Consider the following 21,952-nt stretch of genomic DNA (forward strand, 5'->3'; position numbering starts at 1 on the left):
CATCCCCGCAAAACTCATCCCCGCAAAACTCATCCCCGCAAAATCCCCTCGGCCCCCGGCCCTCCGCCCGCCCCGGCCCCCCGGGCGGGGGGGTCAGAGCCAGCCGTTGCGGCGGAAGGCTCGGTGGAGCAGCGTGCAGGCGACGACCATGAGCCCGATCACGACGGGATATCCGTAGGCGGCCCGCAGTTCGGGCATGTGATCGAAGTTCATCCCGTAGATGCCCGCGATCATCGTGGGAACCGAGATGATCGCGACCCAGGAGGAGATCTTCCGCATGTCCTCGTTGGCGAGCGCGTTCGAGCGCGCGAGCGCGGCCTGCAGGATGGAGTCGGAAAGCTCGTTCGACGCCTGAACCTGCTCGCACACGCGGGCCAGGTGGTCGCCGACGTCGCGGAAGTACTCCCGCATGTCCGACGGGATCATGCGCCTCTGGGGAAGGGCGTTGAACGGCGTCTGCAGGGGGGCGACGGCCCGCTTGAGCTCGAGCATCTCCCGCTTGAGCTGGTAGATGCGGTTGATGTCGCGCGAGCTGACCTCGGCGAAGACCGCCGCCTCGACCTCTTCGAGCTCGGCCTGCATGAGGTCGGCGACCTGGAGGTACTTGTCGACGACGTGGTCGGCGATGGCGTGCAGCACACCGGTCGGCCCGCGGCCGAGCACCTTCGGCTTGTCCTCGAGCCTCTCCCTGACGTCGGCGAGGGGACAGTGCCTGCCGTGCCGTACGGTCACGACGAAGTCGGGGCCCACGAAGATCATTATTTCGCCGGTGCCGATGATCTCACTGGTGGCGGTCAGCACCTCGTGATCGAGGAAGGCGACGGTCTTGAGCACGACGAACAGGGAGTCGCCGTACCGCTCGACCTTGGGCCGCTGGTGGGCCTTGATCGCGTCTTCGACCGCCAGGGGGTGCAGGCCGAACACGTCGGCCAGCCATTCGACCTCGGGCGCCGCCGGCTCGTACAGGCCGACCCACACGTACGCGTCGGGGATGGGCTTGCCGGCGTTGTGCGTCCGGACGAGGTGCACAGCCTCCGCGATGCCGTCGGCTGCGACCTTACTGCCGCCGATGTACGCGCCGAACTCGACGAGGGACTTGCTCGGCGGTACACACGGGCCGCTCAGCTTCTCCGGGGGGTTGATCACGGACGTGCTGAGACGCGTGGGAATTACCCGGGCATTTCTGGTAATACGAGGGAAAATAGCAGTAGAGCGCATGGCGGTCCCTTCCCGCCCGAGTCAGCACGCTCCACGCGCGACGTAATGTCACCCCTTATTAAGGCGTGAACTGCCCCTCGGGCTCAGTTGTGAAGTGGTCGGGAGTGCGCACGTCGCACGTGCGCGAGCACGTACTGACGGGATCACCAGAATTCATCCCGAACCACCTCCAATCGCCACGAGAGGGGACGAAGCCCGCCCAAGTTACCACATACGAGGGATGGCCGCCTTTTGAGCGTACCCAACCCCCCAGTGAGATCATGCACCACTCGTGAAATTCGCCCGGCACCTCCAGCGAATCGGGCACGGCGCCCGCTCGGGCGGAACGAGCGCCGTGTAAACGGCGCGACAATGGACACGTGCGCGTTCTCGTCATCGGATCCGGGGGCCGCGAGCATGCTCTGTGCCGCGCCCTCCGACTCGACCCGGCCGTCTCAGAGCTCCACTGCGCCCCCGGCAACGCCGGGATCGCGGAAGTGGCGACTCTGCACCCCGTGACACCCACGGACGGAGCGGCCGTCTCCGCTCTGGCCGTACGGCTGGGGGCCGACCTGGTCGTCATCGGCCCGGAGGCCCCGCTGGTCGCGGGCGTCGCCGACGCCGTCCGGGCGCAGGGCATCCCCTGCTTCGGCCCGTCGCGCGAGCCGGCCGCGATCGAGGGGTCCAAGGCGTTCGCCAAGGACGTCATGGTGGCCGCCGGGGTCCCCACCGCACGGGCGTTCACCTGCACGACGGAGGAGGAGGTCGCCGCGGCGCTCGACACGTTCGGCCCGCCGTACGTCGTGAAGGACGACGGCCTGGCCGCGGGCAAGGGCGTCGTCGTGACCGGCGACCGCGACGAGGCGCTGGCCCACGCCCGGGCGTGCGAACGGGTCGTCGTGGAGGAGTATCTCGACGGTCCCGAGGTGTCGCTGTTCGCGTTGTGCGACGGTCTGACGGCCGTGCCGCTCCAGCCGGCACAGGACTTCAAGCGCGCCCACGACGGGGACGAGGGCCCGAACACCGGCGGCATGGGCGCCTACACGCCACTGCCCTGGGCGCCCGCGGACCTCACCGAGCAGGTCATGGCCGAGGTCGTCAGCCCGACGGTCGCCGAACTCGCCCGGCGCGGCATGCCGTACACCGGGGTCCTGTACGCGGGGCTCGCCCTCACGAAGGCCGGGCCGCGGGTCATCGAGTTCAACGCCAGGTTCGGCGACCCGGAGACGCAGGTCGTGCTCGACCGGCTGGCGACGCCGCTGGCGGGCCTGCTGCTCGCGTGCGCGACGGGAGACCTCGCGGCGCACGGCCCCCTCCGCTGGCGGGAGGGCGCGGCCGTGACCGTGGTGGTCGCGGCGGAGAACTACCCGGCCGACCCGGTGAAGGGCGACGTCATCGAAGGGCTCCCGGTGAAGGCCTCGAACGCGTACGTCCTGCACGCGGGCACCGCCTTGGACGGCGGCCGGCTGGTGTCGAACGGCGGCAGGGTGCTCAACGTGATCGGCACCGGCGAGGACCTCGCGCAGGCCCGGGCGGCGGCCTACGAGGCGCTCGAGAAGATCTCGATGCGCGGTTCCCACCACCGGTCCGACATCGCGCTGTCGGCCGCGGCCGGCGGCTGACCCGGCCGGTTCGGGCCTGTGCGGGGCCGAATAAACTCGGGACGGTGAAGCACCTCCACTCCGGCAAGGTCCGCGACCTGTATGAGACCGACGACGGGCTGCTGCTGATGGTGGCCTCGGATCGGATCTCCGCGTTCGACTATGTGCTCGAACCCGGCATCCCCGACAAGGGGGAGATACTGACGCGCCTGTCGTTGTGGTGGTTCGACCAGCTCAAGGACGTGGTCCCCAACCACGTGGTCTCGACGGACGTGCCTGCCGAGTTCGCGGGCCGGGGCGTCCTGTGCCGACGGCTGGACATGGTGCCGGTCGAGTGCGTCGCCCGCGGCTACCTGACCGGCGGCGGCCTGCTCGAGTACCGCGCGGACGGCGTCGTCTCCGGCGTACGGCTCCCGCCCGGCCTCGACAACGGGTCGCGGCTGCCCGAGCCGATCTTCACCCCCTCGACCAAGGCCCCGACGGGCCTGCACGACGAGCCGATGACGTTCGACCAGGTCGTCGGCGAAGTGGGCGCGGAGGTCGCCGACAGGCTCCGGCAGATCACACTCGACGTCTACACCCGCGGCGCCGAGATCGCCCTGGAGCGGGGCATCATCCTGGCCGACACGAAGATCGAGCTCGGTTGGGACGCCGACGGCGTGCTGACCCTGGGCGACGAGATCCTGACGCCGGACTCCTCCCGTTTCTGGCCGCAGGAGCTCTGGGAGCCGGGACGGCCGCAACCGTCGTTCGACAAGCAGTACGTCAGGGACTGGCTGGTCTCCCCCGAATCCGGCTGGGACAGGAATTCCGGCGAGGCGCCCCCGCCGCTGCCCGAAAAGGTCGTCGAACGTACGCGACAGCGTTACGTGGAGGCGTACGAACAACTGACCGGATCAGCCTTCAGGAGTTAGTCACTCCCGTCACACCCGCATCAGTGGCATGGAGCTCCATCTAAGGCCTTCCGGGGGTTGTTCCCCCACGAAACGCTCGGGATAGCGGCTACTCTGGGCCGACGGCGTGGCTGCCGCCATATTGCGGGTCCCCCACTTCCCCCGACTTAGGAGTCTCATTCATGGTTCGTTACCGCGTGCGCGGTGGCAACGTACTGCGTGGAACCGCCTTCATCCAGGGCGCGAAGAACGCCGTACTGCCCATGATCGGGGCGGCGCTGCTCGCCTCGGAGGGCCGCACGGTGCTGCGCAACGTACCCGTGATCGAGGACGTGCGCAGAGCCGTCGAGCTCGCGGAGGCCGTAGGCGCCAAAGTGGAGTTCCACGAGACCGAGCGGACGCTGGTGATCGACGCGTCCCGGCTCACCAGCCCGGTCCTCCCCGCCGACATCGCGCGACGGTTCCGCGGCTCCGTGTTGTTCGTCCCCGCCCTGCTGCACCGGCTCGGCGAGGCGGTCATCGAGGGAATCGGCGGCTGCAACCTCGGCAGCAGGAACCTGGACTTCCACTACCTCGGCTACAAGCGCCTCGGCGCGATCGTGGACGAGGGCGAGAGTGTCATCCACATCAAGGCGGCCGGGCTCGTCGGCCACTCCCTCTACCTCGACACGCCCTCCCACACGGGCACCGAGAACCTCATCATGGCGGCGGCGCTCGCCAAGGGCACCACGATCATCGAGAACGCGGCCCTGGAGCCCGAGGTCCTCGACGTGATCGGGATGCTCACCCGCATGGGCGCCAAGATCAGCGGTGGGGGGACCGGCTTCATCACGGTCGAGGGCGTCGACGAACTGACCGCGGTCGAGCACACCGTGATGCCGGACCGGCTCGACGCCGGCGTCTTCGCGATGGCCGCCGCCATCACGGGCGGCGAGGTGAACCTCGTCGGCGCCTCGCTGGAGCACCTCGGCGTCGTCCGGTGGAAGCTGGAGCAGATGGGCGTCGAGTTCGAGACCGACGGCGCCGTCCTCCACGTCCGGCGCGACCGCAACCTGCGCCCGATCAACGTGATCACCGACACCTACCCGGGCTTCGCGACCGACCTCCAGTCGCCGCTCATGACGGTGGCCTGCCTCGCGGACGGCTCCAGCTACATCCACGAGCGCATCTTCGACGGGCGCTTCGCGCTCGCGGGGGAGCTCAACAAGATGGGCGCCAGAATCGAGGTCGACGGAAGCCGCGCGGTGGTCCACGGACCCACGCCGTTGCACGGCGCCGAAGTGACCGCCCACGATCTGCGGTCCGGAATCGCGCTCGTTCTCGCCGGCCTCGCGGCCGACGGAGAGACGACGATCGACTCCGGATATCTCATCGATCGGGGACACGCGGCCCTGGCTCAGCGTATGCAGGCACTCGGCGCAGATGTGGAACGGGAAATTTCCCCTTTGAGTGAGGGCTGAGTCCACAAACCCAATTATCCGCTCGACCAGCGGAAACATTAAATTCACCAGAACCGCCACCCCCTCCCAGAATGGCATTCCGGCAAATCCGGGCGTGACATTACGGCCTTAACCAGCGATCGTTCCAAAGAGAACCACAACAACGAGGGCTCGTGGGATGGGACGAACATTGGTCGAACGCACGGAAGACACTCCGCGCGGGTCGCGCCTGAGCGCGGGGACGCCGGACCTCACCATCGGCGTGGTGGGGTCGCACGACCTCGTCGAGCGGGTGATGCTCATGGGACATGCGGCGGCTCCGGTACCCTGCCGGCTGGTCGCCGCCGCCTATCGGGACGAGCAGGAGGCGGCCGACAAGGTGACCCGGCTCGGTCCCGGTGTGGACGCCTGCCTGTTCGCCAGCCCGGTCCCGTTCGAGTTGGCCCGGCGGGCGGGGGTCCTGACGGTGCCCGCCACGCACGTGCAACTCGGCGGCGCCGCGCTGGTCTCGGCGATCGCACGCGCGATGATGGACGACCGCATCGATCCCCGGCGGGTGAGCATCGACGTGCTGAACCGGTCGGAGATCGATGAGGCCTACTCCGATCTGAACCTCCCTTCCGGCGACGTCCACAGCCGTGACGAGCCGGGGGCGACGGGCACCATCACGGCCTTCCACGAGCGGCTGCTGCGTCAGGGCGTCACGACGGGCGTGCTGACGTGCGTCCAGGCGGTCGCCGACCGGCTGTCCGCCGCGGGGGTACCGGCCATCCCGATCCGGCCGACGTCGGCCGCGATCCGTTCCGCTCTGCACACCGCGGGCCTGCTCGGCGCCCGGCACCGGCTGGAGGAGTCGCAGCTCACCGTCATCCTGGTGGAGGTGCCGACGCTGCGCGAGCCCGTACGGCGGGCCTCCCCGCGTTACTGGCGCGACGAACTGCGACTGTCCCTGCATCGGCTGCTGGTTCAGGAGGCCAACCGGATCAACGCGAGCGTGTGGCCCATCGACGATCACAGCTATCTGGTGGTGGCGACGAAGGGTTCGATCGCCGCGGCCACCGACGGCTTCCGGGTCCTGCCGTTCGCGGCCAGGATCCGCGAGGAGCTGGGGCTGGCCGTCGAGGTGGGCGTCGGCATGGGCCGTACGACCCATGACGCGGAGACCCACGCACGGGGCGCGCTGACCCGGAGCCAGGGCGGCAAACAGGCTCAGGGCTTCGCGGTGGACCGGGAGGGCAGGGCGCTCGTGCCACCGCCCCGGATGCCGCCCCAGTCGGGCGGGCCGGCCAAGCCCCGCGGTGTCGAGGTTCTCGCCCGCCTGGCCGCCAAGCTCGAGGGCGGGGACACGGTCGTGGACGCGGAGGGGGCCGGGCGGATGCTCGGCGTCACACCCCGCACGGCTCGGCGGTTGTTGCGCACGCTGGTTGACGAGGGACTCGCGTGGCCGCTTCCGCCGAACCGCACTCCGCAGCCCGGCCGGCCGCGCCAGTTGTACCGGCTGATCGTGGAGAAGCTCAGTCGCTGAGCCTTCGTCAGGTGCGCCGTCTGTATTGTCTGATTCAGGCGATATTGTCATGACCCATGGGACGGAACGGTCGTGACATCCGGGTCTGGTTGGCGCTTGCCGCTGTCTACGTGATCTGGGGTTCGACGTATCTCGCCATCAAGTTCGCCACCGAGAGCATCCCTCCCCTGCTCAGCGGCGGGCTCCGTTTCATCACGGCCTCGCTGATCCTGGGGACGGTGCTGCTCGTCCGGAAGGGGTTCGCGGCGTACCGGATCACCTGGCGGGAGTTCGGCGGCGCCGCGCTCGTCGGGCTGCTCCTGCTGACCGCCGGCAACGGCATGGTGGCCCTGGCGGAGCAGTACATCTCCAGTGGCCTGGCCGCCCTGCTCGTGGCGTCGGTGCCGTTGTGGCTGATCGTGCTGCGGATGGTCGTCCGCGACCGGCCGCACATGCTGACGATGGCCGGGGTGCTCGTGGGCTTCGTCGGCGTGGCGGGCCTGTCACTGGGCGGCGGGACGTCGGCGGGCACCGTCGGGATCCTCGTGATCCTGCTGGCCTCGGTGTCCTGGTCGCTCGGCTCCTTCCTGTCACCGCGGATCTCGATGCCGAAGGATCCGTTCATGGCCAGCACCATCGAGATGGTCGCCGGAGGCGTGGGTCTCCTGGTGCTGGGCACCTCGTTCGGCGAGCGGCTCGACATCGGGGCCGTGACCGGGCGCTCCTGGCTGGCCGTTGCCTACCTGGTCGTCGCCGGATCGCTGGTCGCCTTCACGTCGTACGTGTGGTTGCTGGGCAACGCGCCCATCTCGCTCGTGTCGACGTACGCGTACGTGAACCCGGTGGTCGCGGTGCTCCTGGGCACGGCCATCGTGGGCGAGCAGGTGACGCACGCCATGCTGCTGGCCGGAGCGCTCATCGTGGTCGGCGTGGCCCTCGTGGTCTCCACCGAGCGGACCAAGCCGGCCCCTCGAAAGGACGCGGGTCAGCCACGCGTCGGCTCCCCGGAACCAGGGCTGTGAGCTCGTCCGTGAGCTCGTTCGTGAGCTCACGGACGAGCTCAGGCCGCGTGGTCAGCGCCTGAACGCCTCGGCGGCGGCGAGGAAGGTGTCGTTGGCCTCCACGTCGCCGATCGAGATGCGCGCGCCCTCACCCGCGAAGGGACGGACGGCCACGCCGCTCTCGGCGCACAGGTCGGCGAACTCCATGGTGCGGTCGCCGAGACGCAGCCACACGAAGTTGGCCTCGGTGGGGGGCACCGTCCAGCCCTGCGCGATCAGGGTCTCCCGCACACGGGTGCGCTCCTTGACGACGGACTCGACCCGCTCGAGCAGCTCGTCTTCGGCGTCGAGGGACGCCAGGGCCGCGGTCTGCGCGAGGTGGTTGACCGCGAACGGCAGCAACGTCTTCCTGACGGCGGCCGCCACCGGCGCGTGGCCGATCAGGTAACCGACGCGCAGCCCGGCCAGGCCGTACGCCTTGGAGAACGTCCGCAGGACCGCGACATTGGGCCGCTCGCGATAGAAGGTCAGCCCGTCGGGCACGTCGACGTCCCGGACGTACTCCCGGTAGGCCTCGTCCAGGACCACCAGCACGTTCTCGGGCACCCGGTCGAGGAACCCGCGCAGCTCTGCCGAACGGTTTACCGTGCCCGTCGGGTTGTTCGGATTGCAGACGAAGATCAGACGCGTCTCGGGCGTCACCGCGTCGGCCATGGCGTCGAGGTCGTGGGTCTCGTCCACGAGCGGGACCTCGACCGAGACGACCCCGGCGAGGCTGGCGAGCGTCGGGTATGCCTCGAAGGACCGCCAGGCGTACATGACCTCGGCCCCCGGCTCTCCGACGGCCTCCAGCACCTGCTGGGCCACCGCCACCGAACCCCCGCCCAGGGCGACGTGGTCGTACGGCACGCCGAACCGCGCCGCGAGTGCCTCGGTGAGTTTCACCGACCCGGGATCGGGATAGCGGTTGATCTGAGTGGCCGCCTTCGCGATCGCCTCGACGACGGAGGGCAGCGGCTCGTACGGGCTCTCGTTGGAGGAGAGCTTGAACGACCGGCCCTCCGCGGAAACCACGGTCTTGCCCGGCTTGTAGGCCGGCATCGTGTCCAGGATCGCGCGAAAACGAGGCATGTTCCTTACCTTAGGAGATGGGTGGGACGGCCCCGCAACCCGCCGAGATCCAACCGTATGGGACCACGGGGATCGTGACGGCGGACGAGCCGGACGCCCCGGGGTGAGGTCTACCCGCCCTGCCGATCGTGCCCACCGTCCGCACGAAGCGAGCGCTCGAGCGCCGCCCTGAGCCGGGGTTGCAGAGGCTTCTCCACGAATCGGTACACCGCGTAAGAGACGCCCAGGGCGATCAGCACGACCAACGGGAGGGTCACCCGGTTGCCGAGCGGCTCGTGCAGCCAGTCGATCAGCAGGAACCCGATGTGGTGGTGGAACAGGTAGAGCGGGAAGGTCAGCGCTCCCGCCGTGGTCAGCCACTTCCAGTCGAACCGGTCGAACCTGCCGAGCGCCACGAGGATCATGACCAGGAAGATGAGAGAGATGACGCCGATCACGAGGGCGGTCCCCAGCCCCTCGCCCAGCCGGTCCACGATGGCGGGACCGGCCTTGAGCTCCTGGATGACGGCCAGCGTCCAGCCGACGGCCACGAAGAGCCAGGGGAACAGCGACCCGCCGAAACGGTGGATCAGGAACAGGGCCATGCCCGCGATGAAGTAGGGCGCGCCCCAGGGAATCAGCACCGCCTCGAGCAGTTCCGAGTTCACCTGGTGCGCGATCACCAGGAGGAACACCCAGCCGCCGAGGAACGCCAGGCACCGGTGATAGGTGATGCCGATCGCCGTGAAACAGGCGATCAGGGCGTAGAACACCAGCTCCAGCCAGAGCGTCCAGTACACGATCTCCAGGTCACGGATCTTGAGTCCGTGCTGAAGCATGGTGAGGTTGCCCAGCAGCTCGGTCAGGGTGGGCCGGTGGTCGGTGATCAGGCCGCCGAGGGCCAGCGCCCCGAGAATGATCACACTCGCCCAGTACGCCGGGTAGAGCCGTGCGATCCGCGAGGCCACGAACGCGCCCGGACGCCGCCCCCAGGCGCTCATGAGGATCACGAATCCGCTGATGATGAAGAAGAGCCGTACGCCGTAGACGCCGAACATGGTGACCAGGCTCAAGGTGGGGAAGGCGTGCGTCGTGCCCCAGGCTCGCGTCTCCCCGTAGTGGAAGAGCACCACTGCCAGCGCCGCGCAGAACCGGAGCAGGTCGAGAACCCGCAGGCGTGGGGGGGCAGGCGCCTTGACCGGCGGAGCCGTGACACGGGGGGCGGAATCAAGCATATGCCGGAATATATCGTCAGCATCAGCTACGCGAGAAAGCTCCTGACAAGTGGCTATACGCGAAGCATGGGCGGATGCAGCAGCACCGCCGGACCACGGCGGTGGAGCATCGCCGGACGGCCGCCGTCCCTGGTCGTGGTGCGTCCGGTGGGCATGAGGAAACCCTCGGTCTTGGTCACCTTCCGGTGGAAGTTCCGCGGGTCGAGGGGGCGGCCCCAGACGATCTCGTACACCCGTCGCAACTCGGCCACGGTGAACTCCGACGGGCAGAACGCCGCACCCAGCGAGGTGTACTCCAGCTTGGCCCTGGCCCGTTCGACCCCGTCGAGCATGATCCGGCGATGGTCGAACGCCATGCTCGTCAGCGAGGCGACCGGCTGCCAGCTCATGTGCGCCTCGGTGGGCGCCGGCAGGTCGGGCGCGAGCCCGAGGTAGGCCACGCTGACCACCCGCTGACGGGGGTCCCGGTCGGGATACCCGTACGTCTGGAGTTGCTCCAGATGGACGGGGGCGCCGGGCAGCCCGGCACGTTCGGCGAGGACGCGGGCGGCGGCGGCGGGCAGATCCTCCTCCAGCTGGATGAACCCGCCCGACAGCGCCCAGCGGCCTTCGTACGGCGGATTGTCGCGCCGCCACACGAGCGCGCTCAACTCCTGGCTCCTGACAGTGAGGACGACCAGATCCACGCTGACAGGTATTCGCGGGATCATGGAAGGCACGCTACACGCCGTTGTAGTAATAGACCGGTTCCGCCGCCTTGCGCCCGTCCGCCGAGGTGACCTCGACCTTCACCCAGGCGTTCTTCGGGACGGTGGCCCAGTCGAGCGGCACCCAGACCCTCTCCGCGCCCTGCGGCAGCCCGGCGATCGGAGTGGCGTCATACGAACCGACCTCCGTGGGGTCCATCCGCCGTGGCTCCTTGAGCGCGGCCCAGGACACGCTGACCACCGCCTCGCCGAGGTGATATCCGGTGACCTGCAACCCCTCCCTGGGCTGCCGCGACTGCCTGTTCGCGGCGATGGGGATCGGCCGGTCCCAGTCTTGGGCGATCTGCCGCGACAGCGGCGGCGATCCACAGGTGTAGAACCCCGTCCACATCCACGAGATGATCTTTGAGACGTACGGCCCGGCGAGCGTTATCTGGGTGTCGAGCCGAGGCTTGTCGATGTTCCCGCGAGCGTCCTGGTCTCCGCACCGTCCCACCGGCGTCGGCTGGAACGCCTCCAGGTTGGCCCAGAGCTGGACCTTCACGCCCTCCTTGCCCAGTTCGTCGCGCGCGACGGACATCGCCGCGAAGTATCCGCGGGTCGCCGCGATGTAGGCCTCGTCGTACGTCGTGTCGCCCACGACGGGCTTGAGCCGCGGGTCCACCGGCCGGTCCGTCCAGTTCGGCCAGAACAGGCCCAGCTTGCCGGTGCCCCGGCCGTCCTGGGGCGCGATGATGTCCATACCGGTCTTGGCGAGGACCTTGAAACCATCGGCCACCTGAGCCGGCGTCGGAGAGTAGCTGACCTTCTTGCGGGCGTCCATATACGGGCTGACCAGGATCGGTACGCCTGGCAGCTCCTCCCGGACGACGCGGTTCTGCGCGGCGTACACCTTGAGCGTGCCCACGTCATCCGGTTTGGGCCAGTCCCTCAGCGCCAGTTCGAAGGCCTGATACACGCCGCCAAGCGAGGTGCGTCCCTTGAAACGCTCCGCGTAGTCCCGCATGACCCGCCGGGTCAGTTCCGCCAGGGGACCGACGTGCTCCGCGTCCGCCTGGACGTCGCCCGGATCACGCGGCGAGGGAGGAAGCGAGGGGAAGACCTTGATCCCGAACCGGTCACCCAGGTCGAGCAACTCGCTGAGGCTGTCCGTCTTACCGCCCGAGACCAGGATCAGGTCATAACCCGATCCCTTCGAGAAGTCGCAGGAGGCGTCGTCCGACCCGTCCGGCGAGACGATCAGCCGGTAGAACACCGAGGCGCCGACAGTGATCTTGTGCTCCACCGACGGGCAGCGGAAGATGCTCGGACCGAACCGCTCATCGGTGTCGTAGACGTAGGTCCGGGCGATCCTGTTGGCGGGGTTGAGGGCCTTGAGGGCCTTCTCCGCCGCCCGCGCACAGGCGACCCCGTTCTCCTCGCACTTGGCGTAGCGAGCGTCGGGCTTCGCCTTCTTCGGGGAGCCCTCGGCGAGGATCCGGCCGTGGGCGTCGAGCTCTCGCGACGAGAGCCTGAATCCGAACCGGATGACCGTGTCGCCACCGACCTGGTGGACCCCCTCGAACTGGCGCTGCCAGGTGCAGGAGTCCTTGTTCGGCATCACCCAGAAGCCGGTCACCGGATACTTCACGGGCGACGGCGCGTTGGAGGTGCCGCAGGCGTCGACACTCGGAGTCGGGCTCGGGCTCGGGCTCGGACTCTTCGTGGCCCTCGCGACGGCCGGGCCTGTCGTTCTCACTTCGGCTGCGCGGGACTCCCCGGGGTCGTGCCGGAACACCGTCACGGCGACGGCGACGCCGAGGAGGACCACCAAGCCCACGATCACAGAAAGGCCGCGCACGCTCGAACACTACCGCCCGTCGAGTTAGACATATCGCAACCGATGTCTTAACTCTTAACGCCCGCCCACTCCTCCAAGTGCCCGACGAATCGCGGTGCCGAGTTCGGCCAGTGGTGGTTCGCCCGAGCGGCGGCGTAGCCGCGCGCACTCGTCTCCGCCCGTTCCACGGCGTCGTCACGCAACCGGAGCACGACGCGTGCGATGGCCGCGGCGTCCCGCCAGGGGACCACGGCACCGGATCGGTAACGTTCCACAAGCTCGACGGCTCTCGGCGAGGGCGTCGTGATGACGGGGACCCCGTGAGCCATGTACTCGACGATCTTGGTGGGCATCGAGTGCCGGTAGTTGGGCTCGTCGTGCAGAAGCGAGAGCCCCGCGAGGGCTCCGTCGAGCCGCTTCAGGGCCTCGTCGTTGGGCATGAAGTCACGCCACTCGAGGATGCCCTGTTCGACGGCCTCCTTCAGGACGGGACGCGTCCGCGGATCGGCGTAACCGATCAGCTCGACCGTCACCTTCTGCGGCTGGAGGATGCGGGCCGCCTCGATGGCCTCGTGGACGCCGCGGGCCTCCGACAACCAGCCGAGGTAGACCACCCGGTCGTCCCCCGGAGGACTCACGGTGTCGGGCACCCAGGTGTCGTTCGGCACCACGGGGTGGGGCTTGCGGAACCGCCCGGTGTAGGCGGTCTCCGCCAGCAGCAGATGCAGGTGGCGTTCCGCCGTCCCCTCCATCAGCCGGGCCAGGAAACGCACCGGCGGACGGAGGAAGGCCGGCAGCCACGGCTTCAGCGACAGTGTCGCGGGAGTGTCCTCGTGCACGTCCCAGACGACGGGCGGGCGCCTGCGCACCCCCGCCACCGCCAGGAGCAGCTCCGGGTCGTGGATGAGCGTCAGGTCGACGCGGCCGCGCATGCTCTTGAAGAGCCGGCGCGCGGCTCGTACGGCCGTGAAGCGCCGCCGTTCCGCGGCCCGGGGCAGGTCGACGCCTGTCACCCAGGAACGCGGAACGGCGCCACGCGCGGTGTACGGCGCGGCATACGTGACCTCATGACCGGCATCGACGAGCGCACGGATCTGCCGGTGCAGAATCCGGGCGTCTTCGGGGTGATGAACCACCGTCATGACGAGCACGTGCACGGACGGACCCCTCCTACAACCGCTCGACGCGATCGCTCGTAGTGAGCACGCCCCGCGTGTCGAGCACTAAATTGGACCGCTCCTCGATCAGGTCGAGGTCGAACACCGCGTGCTGCTGGAGCAGGACGGTGATGTCGGCCTTCGCCAGCGCCTCGGCGAGATCCGCCTCCCGCTGGACCGGCTCCCCCTTGACCGTCCACTCCTTGACGTGGGGGTCACAGAACGAGAGCTCGGCGCCGAGTTCCAGCAGCGCCTCCGCCACTGGGATCGCGGGCGTCTCCCGTTCGTCCGCGATGTCCGGCTTGTACGTGACACCGAGGAGCAGGACGCGGGAGCCGTTCACGGCCTTGCGCGTCTGGTTGAGCAGACGCTGCACGCGAGTCACCACGTACGACGGCATCCGCTCGTTGATCTCCTGCGCCAGCTCCACGAACCGGAACGGGTAGCCCAGCTTGCGCACGGTGTACGACAGGTAGGACGGGTCCACGGGGATGCAGTGGCCGCCCACGCCCGGACCGGGAAGGAACTTCTGGAATCCGAACGGCTTGGTCGCCGCCGCCTCGATGGACTCCCACAGGTTCACGCCGAGCTCGTCGCAGAAGATCGCCATCTCGTTGACGAGAGCGATGTTGACGTGGCGGTAGGTGTTCTCGAGCAGCTTGGCCATCTCCGCCTCGCGCGTGCCGCTCACCGGCACCACGCGCTCGACGAACTGCCCGTAGAAGGCGCTGGCTCTGTCCTTGCAGGCGCTCGTGTAACCGCCGACGACCTTCGGCGTGTTGCGCAGCCCGTACTTGGCGTTGCCGGGGTCGATCCGCTCCGGGGAGAACGCCAGGTGGAAGTCGATGCCCGCGACGAGCCCGGACTTCTCCAGGATCGGCCGCGCGACCTCGTCCGTCGTGCCGGGCCAGGTAGTGGATTCGAGGACCACGAGCGTTCCCGGCTGGAGATGCTCGGCGACCGTCCGTGTCGCGCCTTCGACGGCGGACAGGTCGGGACGGTGGTCCTCGTCAAGGGGAGTCGGCACACAGATGACGATGGTGCGCGACTGTGCCAGCACCGACGCGTCAAGGGTGGCGGTGAAGCCACTCGAGATCATCGCGTCGAGATCGGCGTCGGTCAGGTCGTCGATGTACGAACGACCTGCGTTGAGCGCGTCGACCTTGCGAGGGTCGACGTCGAGACCTGCAACCCGGAGCCCGGCGGCCGTGGCTTCCTTGGCCAGCGGCATGCCCACGTAGCCCAACCCGATGATCGTGAGATCGAAGCTGGTCACGGCGCTACCTGGGTGGAGAGACAACACTTCATGGTTGCAAAGGTTATCCCAAGTTAACACCAAGAATGCCTAAACCGGCACATCCGTATTTGGGGGGTTTATCTCGATTCGGCAAGCGACTCGTAGATGCCACGGTACGTCCGCGCGAGACTACTCCAGGTGCGGCGCGCGGCCACCTCGGCCCTGCCCGCCTCGCCCATGACGTGCCTCCGCTCCGGGTCGTCGCGCAGGGCCGCGAGGGCCTTCGCGAACGCCTCCGGGTCACCCGGCGGCACCAGCAGGCCGGCGCCGTCCGCGCCCACGAGCTCGGAGAGCGCGGGCAGGTCGCTGAGGACAACGGGCTTGCCGAGCGCCATCGCCTCGACCGGCTTCAGCGGAGTCACCAGGCGGCAGACCCGGAGGTCCTCGCGGGGGCAGGCGAAGATGTCGATGGCCGCCTGCGCCTGGAGGGCCTCCTCCGGCCCCACCCGTCCGGGCAGGATCGCGATGTCGCGCAGACCGAGCCGCTCGACCTGAGCGAGCAGTGCGGGCCGCTCGGCGCCGTCACCGACGATGAGGACCCGAACCGGCGTGCCGGCGTCCCGCAGCAGAGCCGCGGCGCTCAGCAGGGTCGCGAACCCCTCATAACCCACGATGCTCGACACCGAGCCGACGACGATCTCGTCCTTGGCGATGCCGTACATGTCACGGAACGCGGAGCCGTCGTAGTCCGCCGTGAGCAGCGAGTCGTCCACGGCGTTGGGCGCGAGGAAGATGCGCTCGCGGGGGACGCCGCGCTCGACGATCTCGGCGGCCATCGTCTCGGCCAGCGTGACGACCGCGTCGGCCGAACGCATGATGTGCGCCTCGCGGTCGCGCTGCATGACGTGGCGCTCGCTCCCGATGCGGAGCGGGTCCCTGGACGTCCAGGTCTCCTCGAGGAAGCCGCGCACCTCGTAGACGAAGGGCGTGCCGGTGCGCTCGCGCACGGCGAGCGCGACCGAACCGTTGCGGTGGTCGGTCGCGGCGTGCAGCACCTGCGGCCTGAGCGTCCGGACGAGTTCCGACACGTCGGCGGCGCCGCGGATCATGCGGCCCCGGCTCTCGAACGGGACCTCTCCCTTCGGCAGCAGCCGGTAATAGGGCACGCCGTCGATCTCCTCGTACGGCGCGGCCTCGGCGTGCCCCTGGAGCATCGGCCAGCCCCAGCTCGTCACGACGTGAGGGTCGAGCCCCTCCTTGGCCTGCGCGGTGACGATGCGGTGCGTGCGGACGGTGTAACCCGCCTGCGTGTACGGCAGCGCGTTGGTGACCATGTGCAGAACCCGGCCGGGCACCCGCTCGCCCATGATGACCCTGGGCTTGGGCGGGATGGGGTCGGGCGCGATGGCCGCCCGCTCTCCCTCGTAGAACGCGATCCTCTTGCGGACCAGCGGCCATCTGGTGCGCGGGCGCAGCAGCTCGATGGCCTCCGTCATCCGTCCGGAGTCGAACTCGGACTTCGCCTTGTTCAGCGCGGGGCTCATGATCTTGAGCACCGTCAGCCTGGCGGGTGCGGCGATCCAGCCCACCACGGGACGCATCGGAGTCGGCATCGCGTCGGTGGCGGCATGAACGACCCGCGCCGGGTCGGACGTGACCTTACTCACGAAAACCCGTGAGACGACGACTGGGTTCTTCACAAACCCGCGAAGGAAGCCCCGGAAACCGGCCTTCGACGACTTCGCTGAGACCTTGGAGGGCTTGATGGCCTCGGAATCCACGGCGTGACCGTACCATAGGCTCCGGATTGCCCCAGGGTTATATGAAAGGCGAGGTAATGACGGAGAACGCCCTCGTTCTGCACGTGCTGGGCGCCCGGCCCAACTTCGTCAAAGCAGCCCCCGTGGTCAGAGCGCTGACCGAACTCGGAGTCCGCCAGGGCATCGTTCACACCGGTCAGCATTACGACGCTCTCATGTCGGACGTCTTCTTCGCCGACCTGGGACTGCCCGAGCCGATCGCCAACCTCGGCGTCGGTTCTGGAACACACGCGCGGCAGACGGCGTCCCTGCTGACCGGTCTCGAAGACGTCATCACCGAACACGCCCCGTCACTCGTCGTCGTCTACGGCGACGTGAACTCCACGCTCGCCGCGATCCTCGTCTGCGCGAAGCTGCACGTGCCGACGGCGCACGTGGAGGCCGGCCTGCGCTCGTTCGACCGGGGGATGCCCGAAGAGGTCAACCGGGTCGTCACCGACGCGCTCTCGGACATTCTGTTCGCCACCTCGCCGGAGGCGTTGTCGCACCTGGCCGCCGAGGGCGTCGACCCGGCGAAGGTCCACCTCGTCGGCAACCCGATGATCGACAGCCTGTTCTCCGCGCTGCCCACCCTCGACCCCGCGCCCGTACAGGAGCGCCTCGGCGTCTCCGGAAGCTACGCGGTCGCGACCCTCCACCGGCCGGCCAACGTTGACGACCCCGCGTCGGCCCGCGAACTCGTGAACGCGGTCCTCGAGGTAGCCGAGCAGGTGCCCGTCGTGGTGCCGCTGCACCCGCGCGGACGTCAGCGGCTCGCCGACGCGGGGCTGGTCGACCGGCCCAACCTGACGATCGTGGATCCGCTCGGATACGTGGACTTCCTGTCCCTCGTGCGGGGCGCCGCGCTCGTCGTCACCGACTCCGGCGGTGTGCAGGAGGAGACGACCATGCTCGGCATCCCCTGCCTGACCATCCGCCCGAACACCGAGCGGCCCGTCACCGTCACCCACGGCACCAACCGGCTCGTGACGCCCGCCTCGCTTCCCGCCGCCGCCTCCAAGGCGCTCGCGGACGGCGCGGCCACGCCGAGCGGTGAGCTTCCGCCGCTTTGGGACGGCGCGTCGGGACCTAGGATCGCACGTGTCATCGCGGCGTGGCTGCGTGGCGACAATCTCTCCCCGGCCGCCAAAGGCAAGGTCGGCTAGCTCCCCGTTGGCAGGTGGCGGCGGTCACCGCTCGATGGCTCTTACGTAAAGGGACGAAGCATTGACTGAGAACTCTCAGGACGCCCCACGTTTCCAGCGGCTCGGCCCGGCGAACTGGCTGCCCGAGGAGCGCAAGAGCGTCGAGCGTTACGAGCGGCGGATCCGGGAGCTGGAGCTGAAGCTCGCCACCCAGCAGGCCCGCACCGACAACGCGCTGTACAAGCTCAAGGCCAACCGTCCGTTCCGGGTCGTCCAGGCGCTCAGGGTCGCCGCGAAGTCCAACGAGTACACCCGTCTGCCCCGGGACCTGGGCAAGGCCATCAAGGGAGGCAACCGCCCCAAGGCGCCGCTGCGGGTGACCGAGGTGATCGCGCACGAAAAGGAGCGCGGGCCCGTAGTCGACATCCCCAGCGTGCAGTGGCCGGACGGACCCGTCGCGCGGCCCGACATGCGCGTCGCCGTGATCCTGGACGACTTCTCCCGCATGGCGTTCCGCTACGAGTGGGATCAGATCGAGTTCGGCAAGGACGACTGGCGGGAGGTCTTCGCCGAGAAGCGTCCCGAGATGCTGTTCTGCGAATCCGCCTGGCACGGGAACCAGACCAGGTGGCGGTACCAGATGACCGGCACCAACGCCCCCAAGCAGGAACTGCGCGATCTCATCGCCTGGTGCAAGCAGGAGGGCATCCCCACGGTCTTCTGGAACAAGGAAGACCCGCCGAACTTCGACTTCTTCATCGACACGGCCAAGCTGTTCGACTACGTGTACACGTGCGACGGCGACATGGTGCCGAAATATCGTGAAATTTTGGGTCACGACAGGGTGGGCGTCCTGCAGTTCGCGGCCCAGCCGCGGATCCACAACCCCATCCAGAATCGGGAGGGCCGGCCGTACGACATCGTGTTCGGCGGCATGTACTTCCGGGACAAGCACCCCGAGCGGCGCGAGCAGATGGAGACCATCCTCGCCCCGGTCCGCAAGCTCGGTCTGCACATCTTCGCCCGCAACGGCACGGTCGACGACAAGTACGCGTGGCCTGAGGAGTACCGCCCCCACATCGTGGGCGAGCTTCCTTACGAGCAGATGCTCGCCGCGTACAAGATGTACAAGGTCTTCCTGAACGTGAACTCGGTGATCGACTCGCCGACCATGTGCGCCAGGCGGGTCTTCGAGCTTTCGGCCTGCTCGACCACCGTGCTGTCCGGCTGGTCCCGGGCGATCGAGAAGACGTTCGGCTCGCTCGTCCCCGTCGCACAGTCGGAGGAAGAGGCCTACAACCTGGCGCTGTACTTCATCAACAGCCCCGAACTGCGGGCCCGCCAGGGGCACCTGGCCATGCGCGAGGTGTTCGACAAGCATCTGTTCTCCCACCGGGTCGACCAGATCCTCACCGACGTCGGCCGGCCGGTCACCTCCCGGTCCCGGTCGGTGTCCATCGTCCTGCCGACCAACCGGCCCGGCCAGATCGAGCACGCGATCAGCCAGGTCGCGCGGCAGAAGCACCGCAACCTCGAGCTCATCCTGGTTCTGCACGGCCTGTCCGAGGACACGAACGTCATCAGGGACAAGGCCCTTGCGGCGGGCGTTCCGGCGGTCAAGGTGCTGAACGCCGACGCTTCATTGACGCTGGGCGAGGTCCTCAACCATGGGATCGCTCATGCCGAAGGCGAGCTGATCTCCAAGATGGACGACGACAACCTCTACGGCGAGCACTACCTGTCCGACCTGCTGCGCGCCTTCGACTACAGCGACGCGGAGTTGGTGGGCAAGGGCGGGCACTACACCTACTTCGCCCACCAGGACGTCACCGTGTACCGCCTGCCCGGGCTCGAGCACCGGTACACCCACCTCGTCCAGGGCGGCACCATCACGGCCAAGGCCGACCTCATCCGGTCGATGCTCTTCGAGCCGGTCAACACCGGCGAGGACACCCGCCTGGTACGGCGCTGCCAGGAGGAGAACATCCCCATCTACTCGGCCGACCGGTTCAACTTCGTGTACATGCGCAACTCCGACGCCGCCGCCCACACCTGGCAGGCCGCCGACCACGTGCTGACCCGCAACGCCCAATTCGCCTTCGCCGGCCACCCCGAAGCCCACGTGATGATCTGACCCGCCGGAACCTTAGGTGTGATCACCGCCGAGACCTTGGGTGTGATCATGCACAAGCTCGCGAGCACGTGCCCTGACCAGCCCACCCGCTTGGGGTGATCATGCACGAGCTCGCGAATGAACGGCCCGACCAGCCGTGACACGTTTCGTGATCATGCACGGATTCGGTCACACGCCGACTGGCCTGCAGGTTCACCGATCGTGATCATGCACCTGAACGGCCGCCCTGCCTGATCTCTCTACGGCGGGGCGGCCGTTCTGTCGTCCAAGCCTTCTCTACAGACCAACCGCTGCATGATCACGAAACGCGCTTCCGCAGGTCAGCAGTTGCGACCCCGAACTTGTGCATGATCACGCAAGACATCCGCCCAGGTCCGCACGGCCGTACTCGAATCCGTGCATGATCACGACCCGTGGGGGGCCTGCTCACGCAGGCCGTCCACGAACCTGTGCATGATCACGCCCGGGGGTCGGGGGCGATCGGGGACGCGGGCGGCTCGGAGCCGTTGACGCTCGCGGGCCCTCCCTTGGCGAGCAGGGACCGGGCCAGACCGAGACCGGTTCCACCCAGCGTCAGGGCCTTGGCCAGCATCTCCTCGATCCCCTGCGCGCCGTTCAGCACGACCATGTGATCGACGTTGCCGAACGCCTTGGAGCCCGCCTCCACGATCTGCGGCCAGTTCTCGGCCAACTGCTGCGCGATGACGGCCTCCTGGTTCTCGGCCAGCGCCTCCGACCGTGCCCGGATCGCCTCCGCCTCGGCGAGGCCGCGTGCCTTGGCGGCCTCCGCCTCGGCCAGACCACGAGCCCTCGCCGCCTCGGCCTCGGCCAGGCCCCGCGCCTTCGCGGCCTCCGCCTCACCGACTCCGGTCGCCTTCGTCGCCGCCGCGGCGGCCTCTCCGCGCACCCGTACCGACTCGGCGTCCGCGGCCGCCGCCTGCTTCACCTGGGACGCCTGCGCCACCGCGCGGAGCTCCGTCTCCTTGGCCTCGGCCTCGGCCTGCGCGATGCGCGCGTCGCGCTCGGCCTGCGAGAGCGTCACGGTCTCGTACGCCTTGGCGTCGGCGGGCTTGCGGACCTGGGACTGCAGTCGCTGCTCGGCCAACTGGGCCTCAAGCTCGGCTGCCCTGGTCTCCTGGACGACGACCTCCTGACGGGCGGTGGCCTCCGACAGCGGGCCGGCCTGACGCGACTTGGCCGCGGCCTGATCGACCTCGGCCTGGTATCCGGCCTGCTGGATCTGCGCCTGGCGGATGGCGGCGGCCTTCTTGGCCGCGGCGACCTGCTCGGCCTCCGTGGCCTCCTGGTCGCGCTGCGCCTCGGCGATCCGCGCCGCGGCGGCGATCTTGGCGGCGTGCGGCTTGCCCAGGTTCGTGATGTAGCCGGTCTCGTCGTCGATCTCCTGGATCTGCAGCGAGTCCACGACCAACCCGAGCTTGCTCATCTCGTCGGCGGCGGAACTGCGCGTCTCACTGGTCAGCCGCTCGCGGTTGAGAATGAGGTCCTCGACGGTGAGGTTGCCGATGATCGAGCGCAGATGGCCGGTGAAGAGCTCGTGAATGGCGCCGTTCATCGAGTCCTGCTGGTCGAGGAACCGCCGGGCGGCGTTGGCGATGCTGGCGAAGTCGTCGCCCACCTTGTAGATGACCACACCGCGCACCTGCACGGGGATGCCCTGTTGGGTGACGCACGAGACCTGGAGGTTGGCCGCGCGGCTGTCCAGCCTGAGGCGGCGTGCGGTCTGGAAGCCCGGCAGGACGGCGGTGCCCTTACCCGTGACGATCTTGAAGCCCAGGCTGTCGGCCAGGTCGTTCTTCGACCGGGCGCCGAGGCCAGAGATGATCATGGCCTCGTTGGGCTCGGCCACCCGCCAGACGGCCTTGAACAGTAAGACGACGACGATGAGGGCGACGATGATCGCGCCGCCCAGAAAGGCGAACTCCGTAGGCATGCGAGCCTCCGCGGCAAGGGGGT

The 21,952-nt window shown here is 68.7% G+C and carries 16 protein-coding genes; 7 read left to right on the forward strand and 9 right to left on the reverse strand.

Features of this window, described 5'->3' with window-relative positions; all coding sequences use genetic code 11:
• Positions 1–93: 93 nt before the first annotated feature.
• Positions 94–1,146, reverse strand: a complete 1,053-nt coding sequence (gene corA / locus Pka01_RS19295) for a magnesium/cobalt transporter CorA (RefSeq protein ID WP_239115127.1) — start codon at positions 1,144–1,146, stop codon at positions 94–96.
• Positions 1,147–1,577: 431 nt separating this feature from the next.
• Between corA and purD the strand changes: the two genes are divergently transcribed.
• The 5 genes from purD to Pka01_RS19320 all read left to right on the forward strand — a co-directional run bounded on the left by purD (position 1,578) and on the right by Pka01_RS19320 (position 7,656).
• Positions 1,578–2,819, forward strand: a complete 1,242-nt coding sequence (purD, locus tag Pka01_RS19300) for a phosphoribosylamine--glycine ligase (protein ID WP_203884205.1) — start codon at positions 1,578–1,580, stop codon at positions 2,817–2,819.
• A gap of 44 nt (positions 2,820–2,863) precedes the next feature.
• The gene (locus tag Pka01_RS19305) at positions 2,864–3,712 is read left to right on the forward strand and encodes a phosphoribosylaminoimidazolesuccinocarboxamide synthase (RefSeq protein WP_203884206.1); all 849 of its coding nucleotides are present in this window, start codon (positions 2,864–2,866) and stop codon (positions 3,710–3,712) included.
• Positions 3,713–3,873: 161 nt separating this feature from the next.
• Positions 3,874–5,151 carry a UDP-N-acetylglucosamine 1-carboxyvinyltransferase gene (gene murA / locus Pka01_RS19310; RefSeq protein WP_203884207.1) on the forward strand — a complete coding sequence of 426 codons (1,278 nt, stop codon included), beginning with the start codon at positions 3,874–3,876 and terminating at the stop codon, positions 5,149–5,151.
• Positions 5,152–5,425: 274 nt separating this feature from the next.
• Positions 5,426–6,655 (forward strand): GTP cyclohydrolase IIa, encoded by a 1,230-nt coding sequence (locus tag Pka01_RS19315; protein WP_203884391.1) that lies wholly within the window; start codon positions 5,426–5,428, stop codon positions 6,653–6,655.
• 56 nt (positions 6,656–6,711) lie between these two features.
• Complete coding sequence (locus tag Pka01_RS19320) at positions 6,712–7,656, forward strand: EamA family transporter (RefSeq protein ID WP_203884208.1); 945 nt, start codon at positions 6,712–6,714, stop codon at positions 7,654–7,656.
• 51 nt (positions 7,657–7,707) lie between these two features.
• Here the strand turns inward: Pka01_RS19320 and hisC are convergent, their stop codons facing one another.
• The 7 genes from hisC to Pka01_RS19355 all read right to left on the reverse strand — a co-directional run bounded on the left by hisC (position 7,708) and on the right by Pka01_RS19355 (position 16,681).
• Positions 7,708–8,766 carry a histidinol-phosphate transaminase gene (gene hisC, locus Pka01_RS19325; protein WP_203884209.1) on the reverse strand — a complete coding sequence of 353 codons (1,059 nt, stop codon included), beginning with the start codon at positions 8,764–8,766 and terminating at the stop codon, positions 7,708–7,710.
• Positions 8,767–8,876: 110 nt separating this feature from the next.
• A complete protein-coding gene (locus Pka01_RS19330; protein ID WP_203884210.1) occupies positions 8,877–9,980 on the reverse strand; it encodes an acyltransferase family protein in 1,104 nt (367 codons plus the stop codon).
• 53 nt (positions 9,981–10,033) lie between these two features.
• Positions 10,034–10,690, reverse strand: coding sequence for an NUDIX hydrolase (locus Pka01_RS19335; RefSeq protein ID WP_203884211.1), 657 nt, complete (start codon positions 10,688–10,690; stop codon positions 10,034–10,036).
• 10 nt (positions 10,691–10,700) lie between these two features.
• The gene (locus tag Pka01_RS19340) at positions 10,701–12,527 is read right to left on the reverse strand and encodes a DUF4434 domain-containing protein (protein WP_203884212.1); all 1,827 of its coding nucleotides are present in this window, start codon (positions 12,525–12,527) and stop codon (positions 10,701–10,703) included.
• Between the two features lie 47 nt (positions 12,528–12,574).
• Positions 12,575–13,663, reverse strand: coding sequence for a glycosyltransferase (locus tag Pka01_RS19345; RefSeq protein WP_203884213.1), 1,089 nt, complete (start codon positions 13,661–13,663; stop codon positions 12,575–12,577).
• A gap of 13 nt (positions 13,664–13,676) precedes the next feature.
• The gene (locus Pka01_RS19350) at positions 13,677–14,939 is read right to left on the reverse strand and encodes a nucleotide sugar dehydrogenase (RefSeq protein ID WP_203884214.1); all 1,263 of its coding nucleotides are present in this window, start codon (positions 14,937–14,939) and stop codon (positions 13,677–13,679) included.
• Between the two features lie 98 nt (positions 14,940–15,037).
• Complete coding sequence (locus Pka01_RS19355) at positions 15,038–16,681, reverse strand: glycosyltransferase family 4 protein (protein ID WP_239115128.1); 1,644 nt, start codon at positions 16,679–16,681, stop codon at positions 15,038–15,040.
• Between the two features lie 56 nt (positions 16,682–16,737).
• On the opposite strand from Pka01_RS19355, the gene wecB reads away from it, so the two are divergent.
• Together wecB and Pka01_RS19365 are read left to right on the forward strand one after the other, a co-directional pair.
• Positions 16,738–17,865, forward strand: coding sequence for a non-hydrolyzing UDP-N-acetylglucosamine 2-epimerase (wecB, locus tag Pka01_RS19360; protein ID WP_239115129.1), 1,128 nt, complete (start codon positions 16,738–16,740; stop codon positions 17,863–17,865).
• Positions 17,866–17,926: 61 nt separating this feature from the next.
• Positions 17,927–19,978, forward strand: a complete 2,052-nt coding sequence (locus Pka01_RS19365) for a glycosyltransferase family protein (RefSeq protein WP_203884216.1) — start codon at positions 17,927–17,929, stop codon at positions 19,976–19,978.
• A gap of 457 nt (positions 19,979–20,435) precedes the next feature.
• On the opposite strand, the gene Pka01_RS19370 is transcribed toward Pka01_RS19365, so the two are convergent.
• Positions 20,436–21,929 carry an SPFH domain-containing protein gene (locus Pka01_RS19370; RefSeq protein WP_203884217.1) on the reverse strand — a complete coding sequence of 498 codons (1,494 nt, stop codon included), beginning with the start codon at positions 21,927–21,929 and terminating at the stop codon, positions 20,436–20,438.
• Positions 21,930–21,952 lie beyond the last annotated feature (23 nt).

This window comes from Planotetraspora kaengkrachanensis, assembly GCF_016862895.1.
GTDB classification, from domain to species: Bacteria; Actinomycetota; Actinomycetes; order Streptosporangiales; family Streptosporangiaceae; genus Planotetraspora; species Planotetraspora kaengkrachanensis.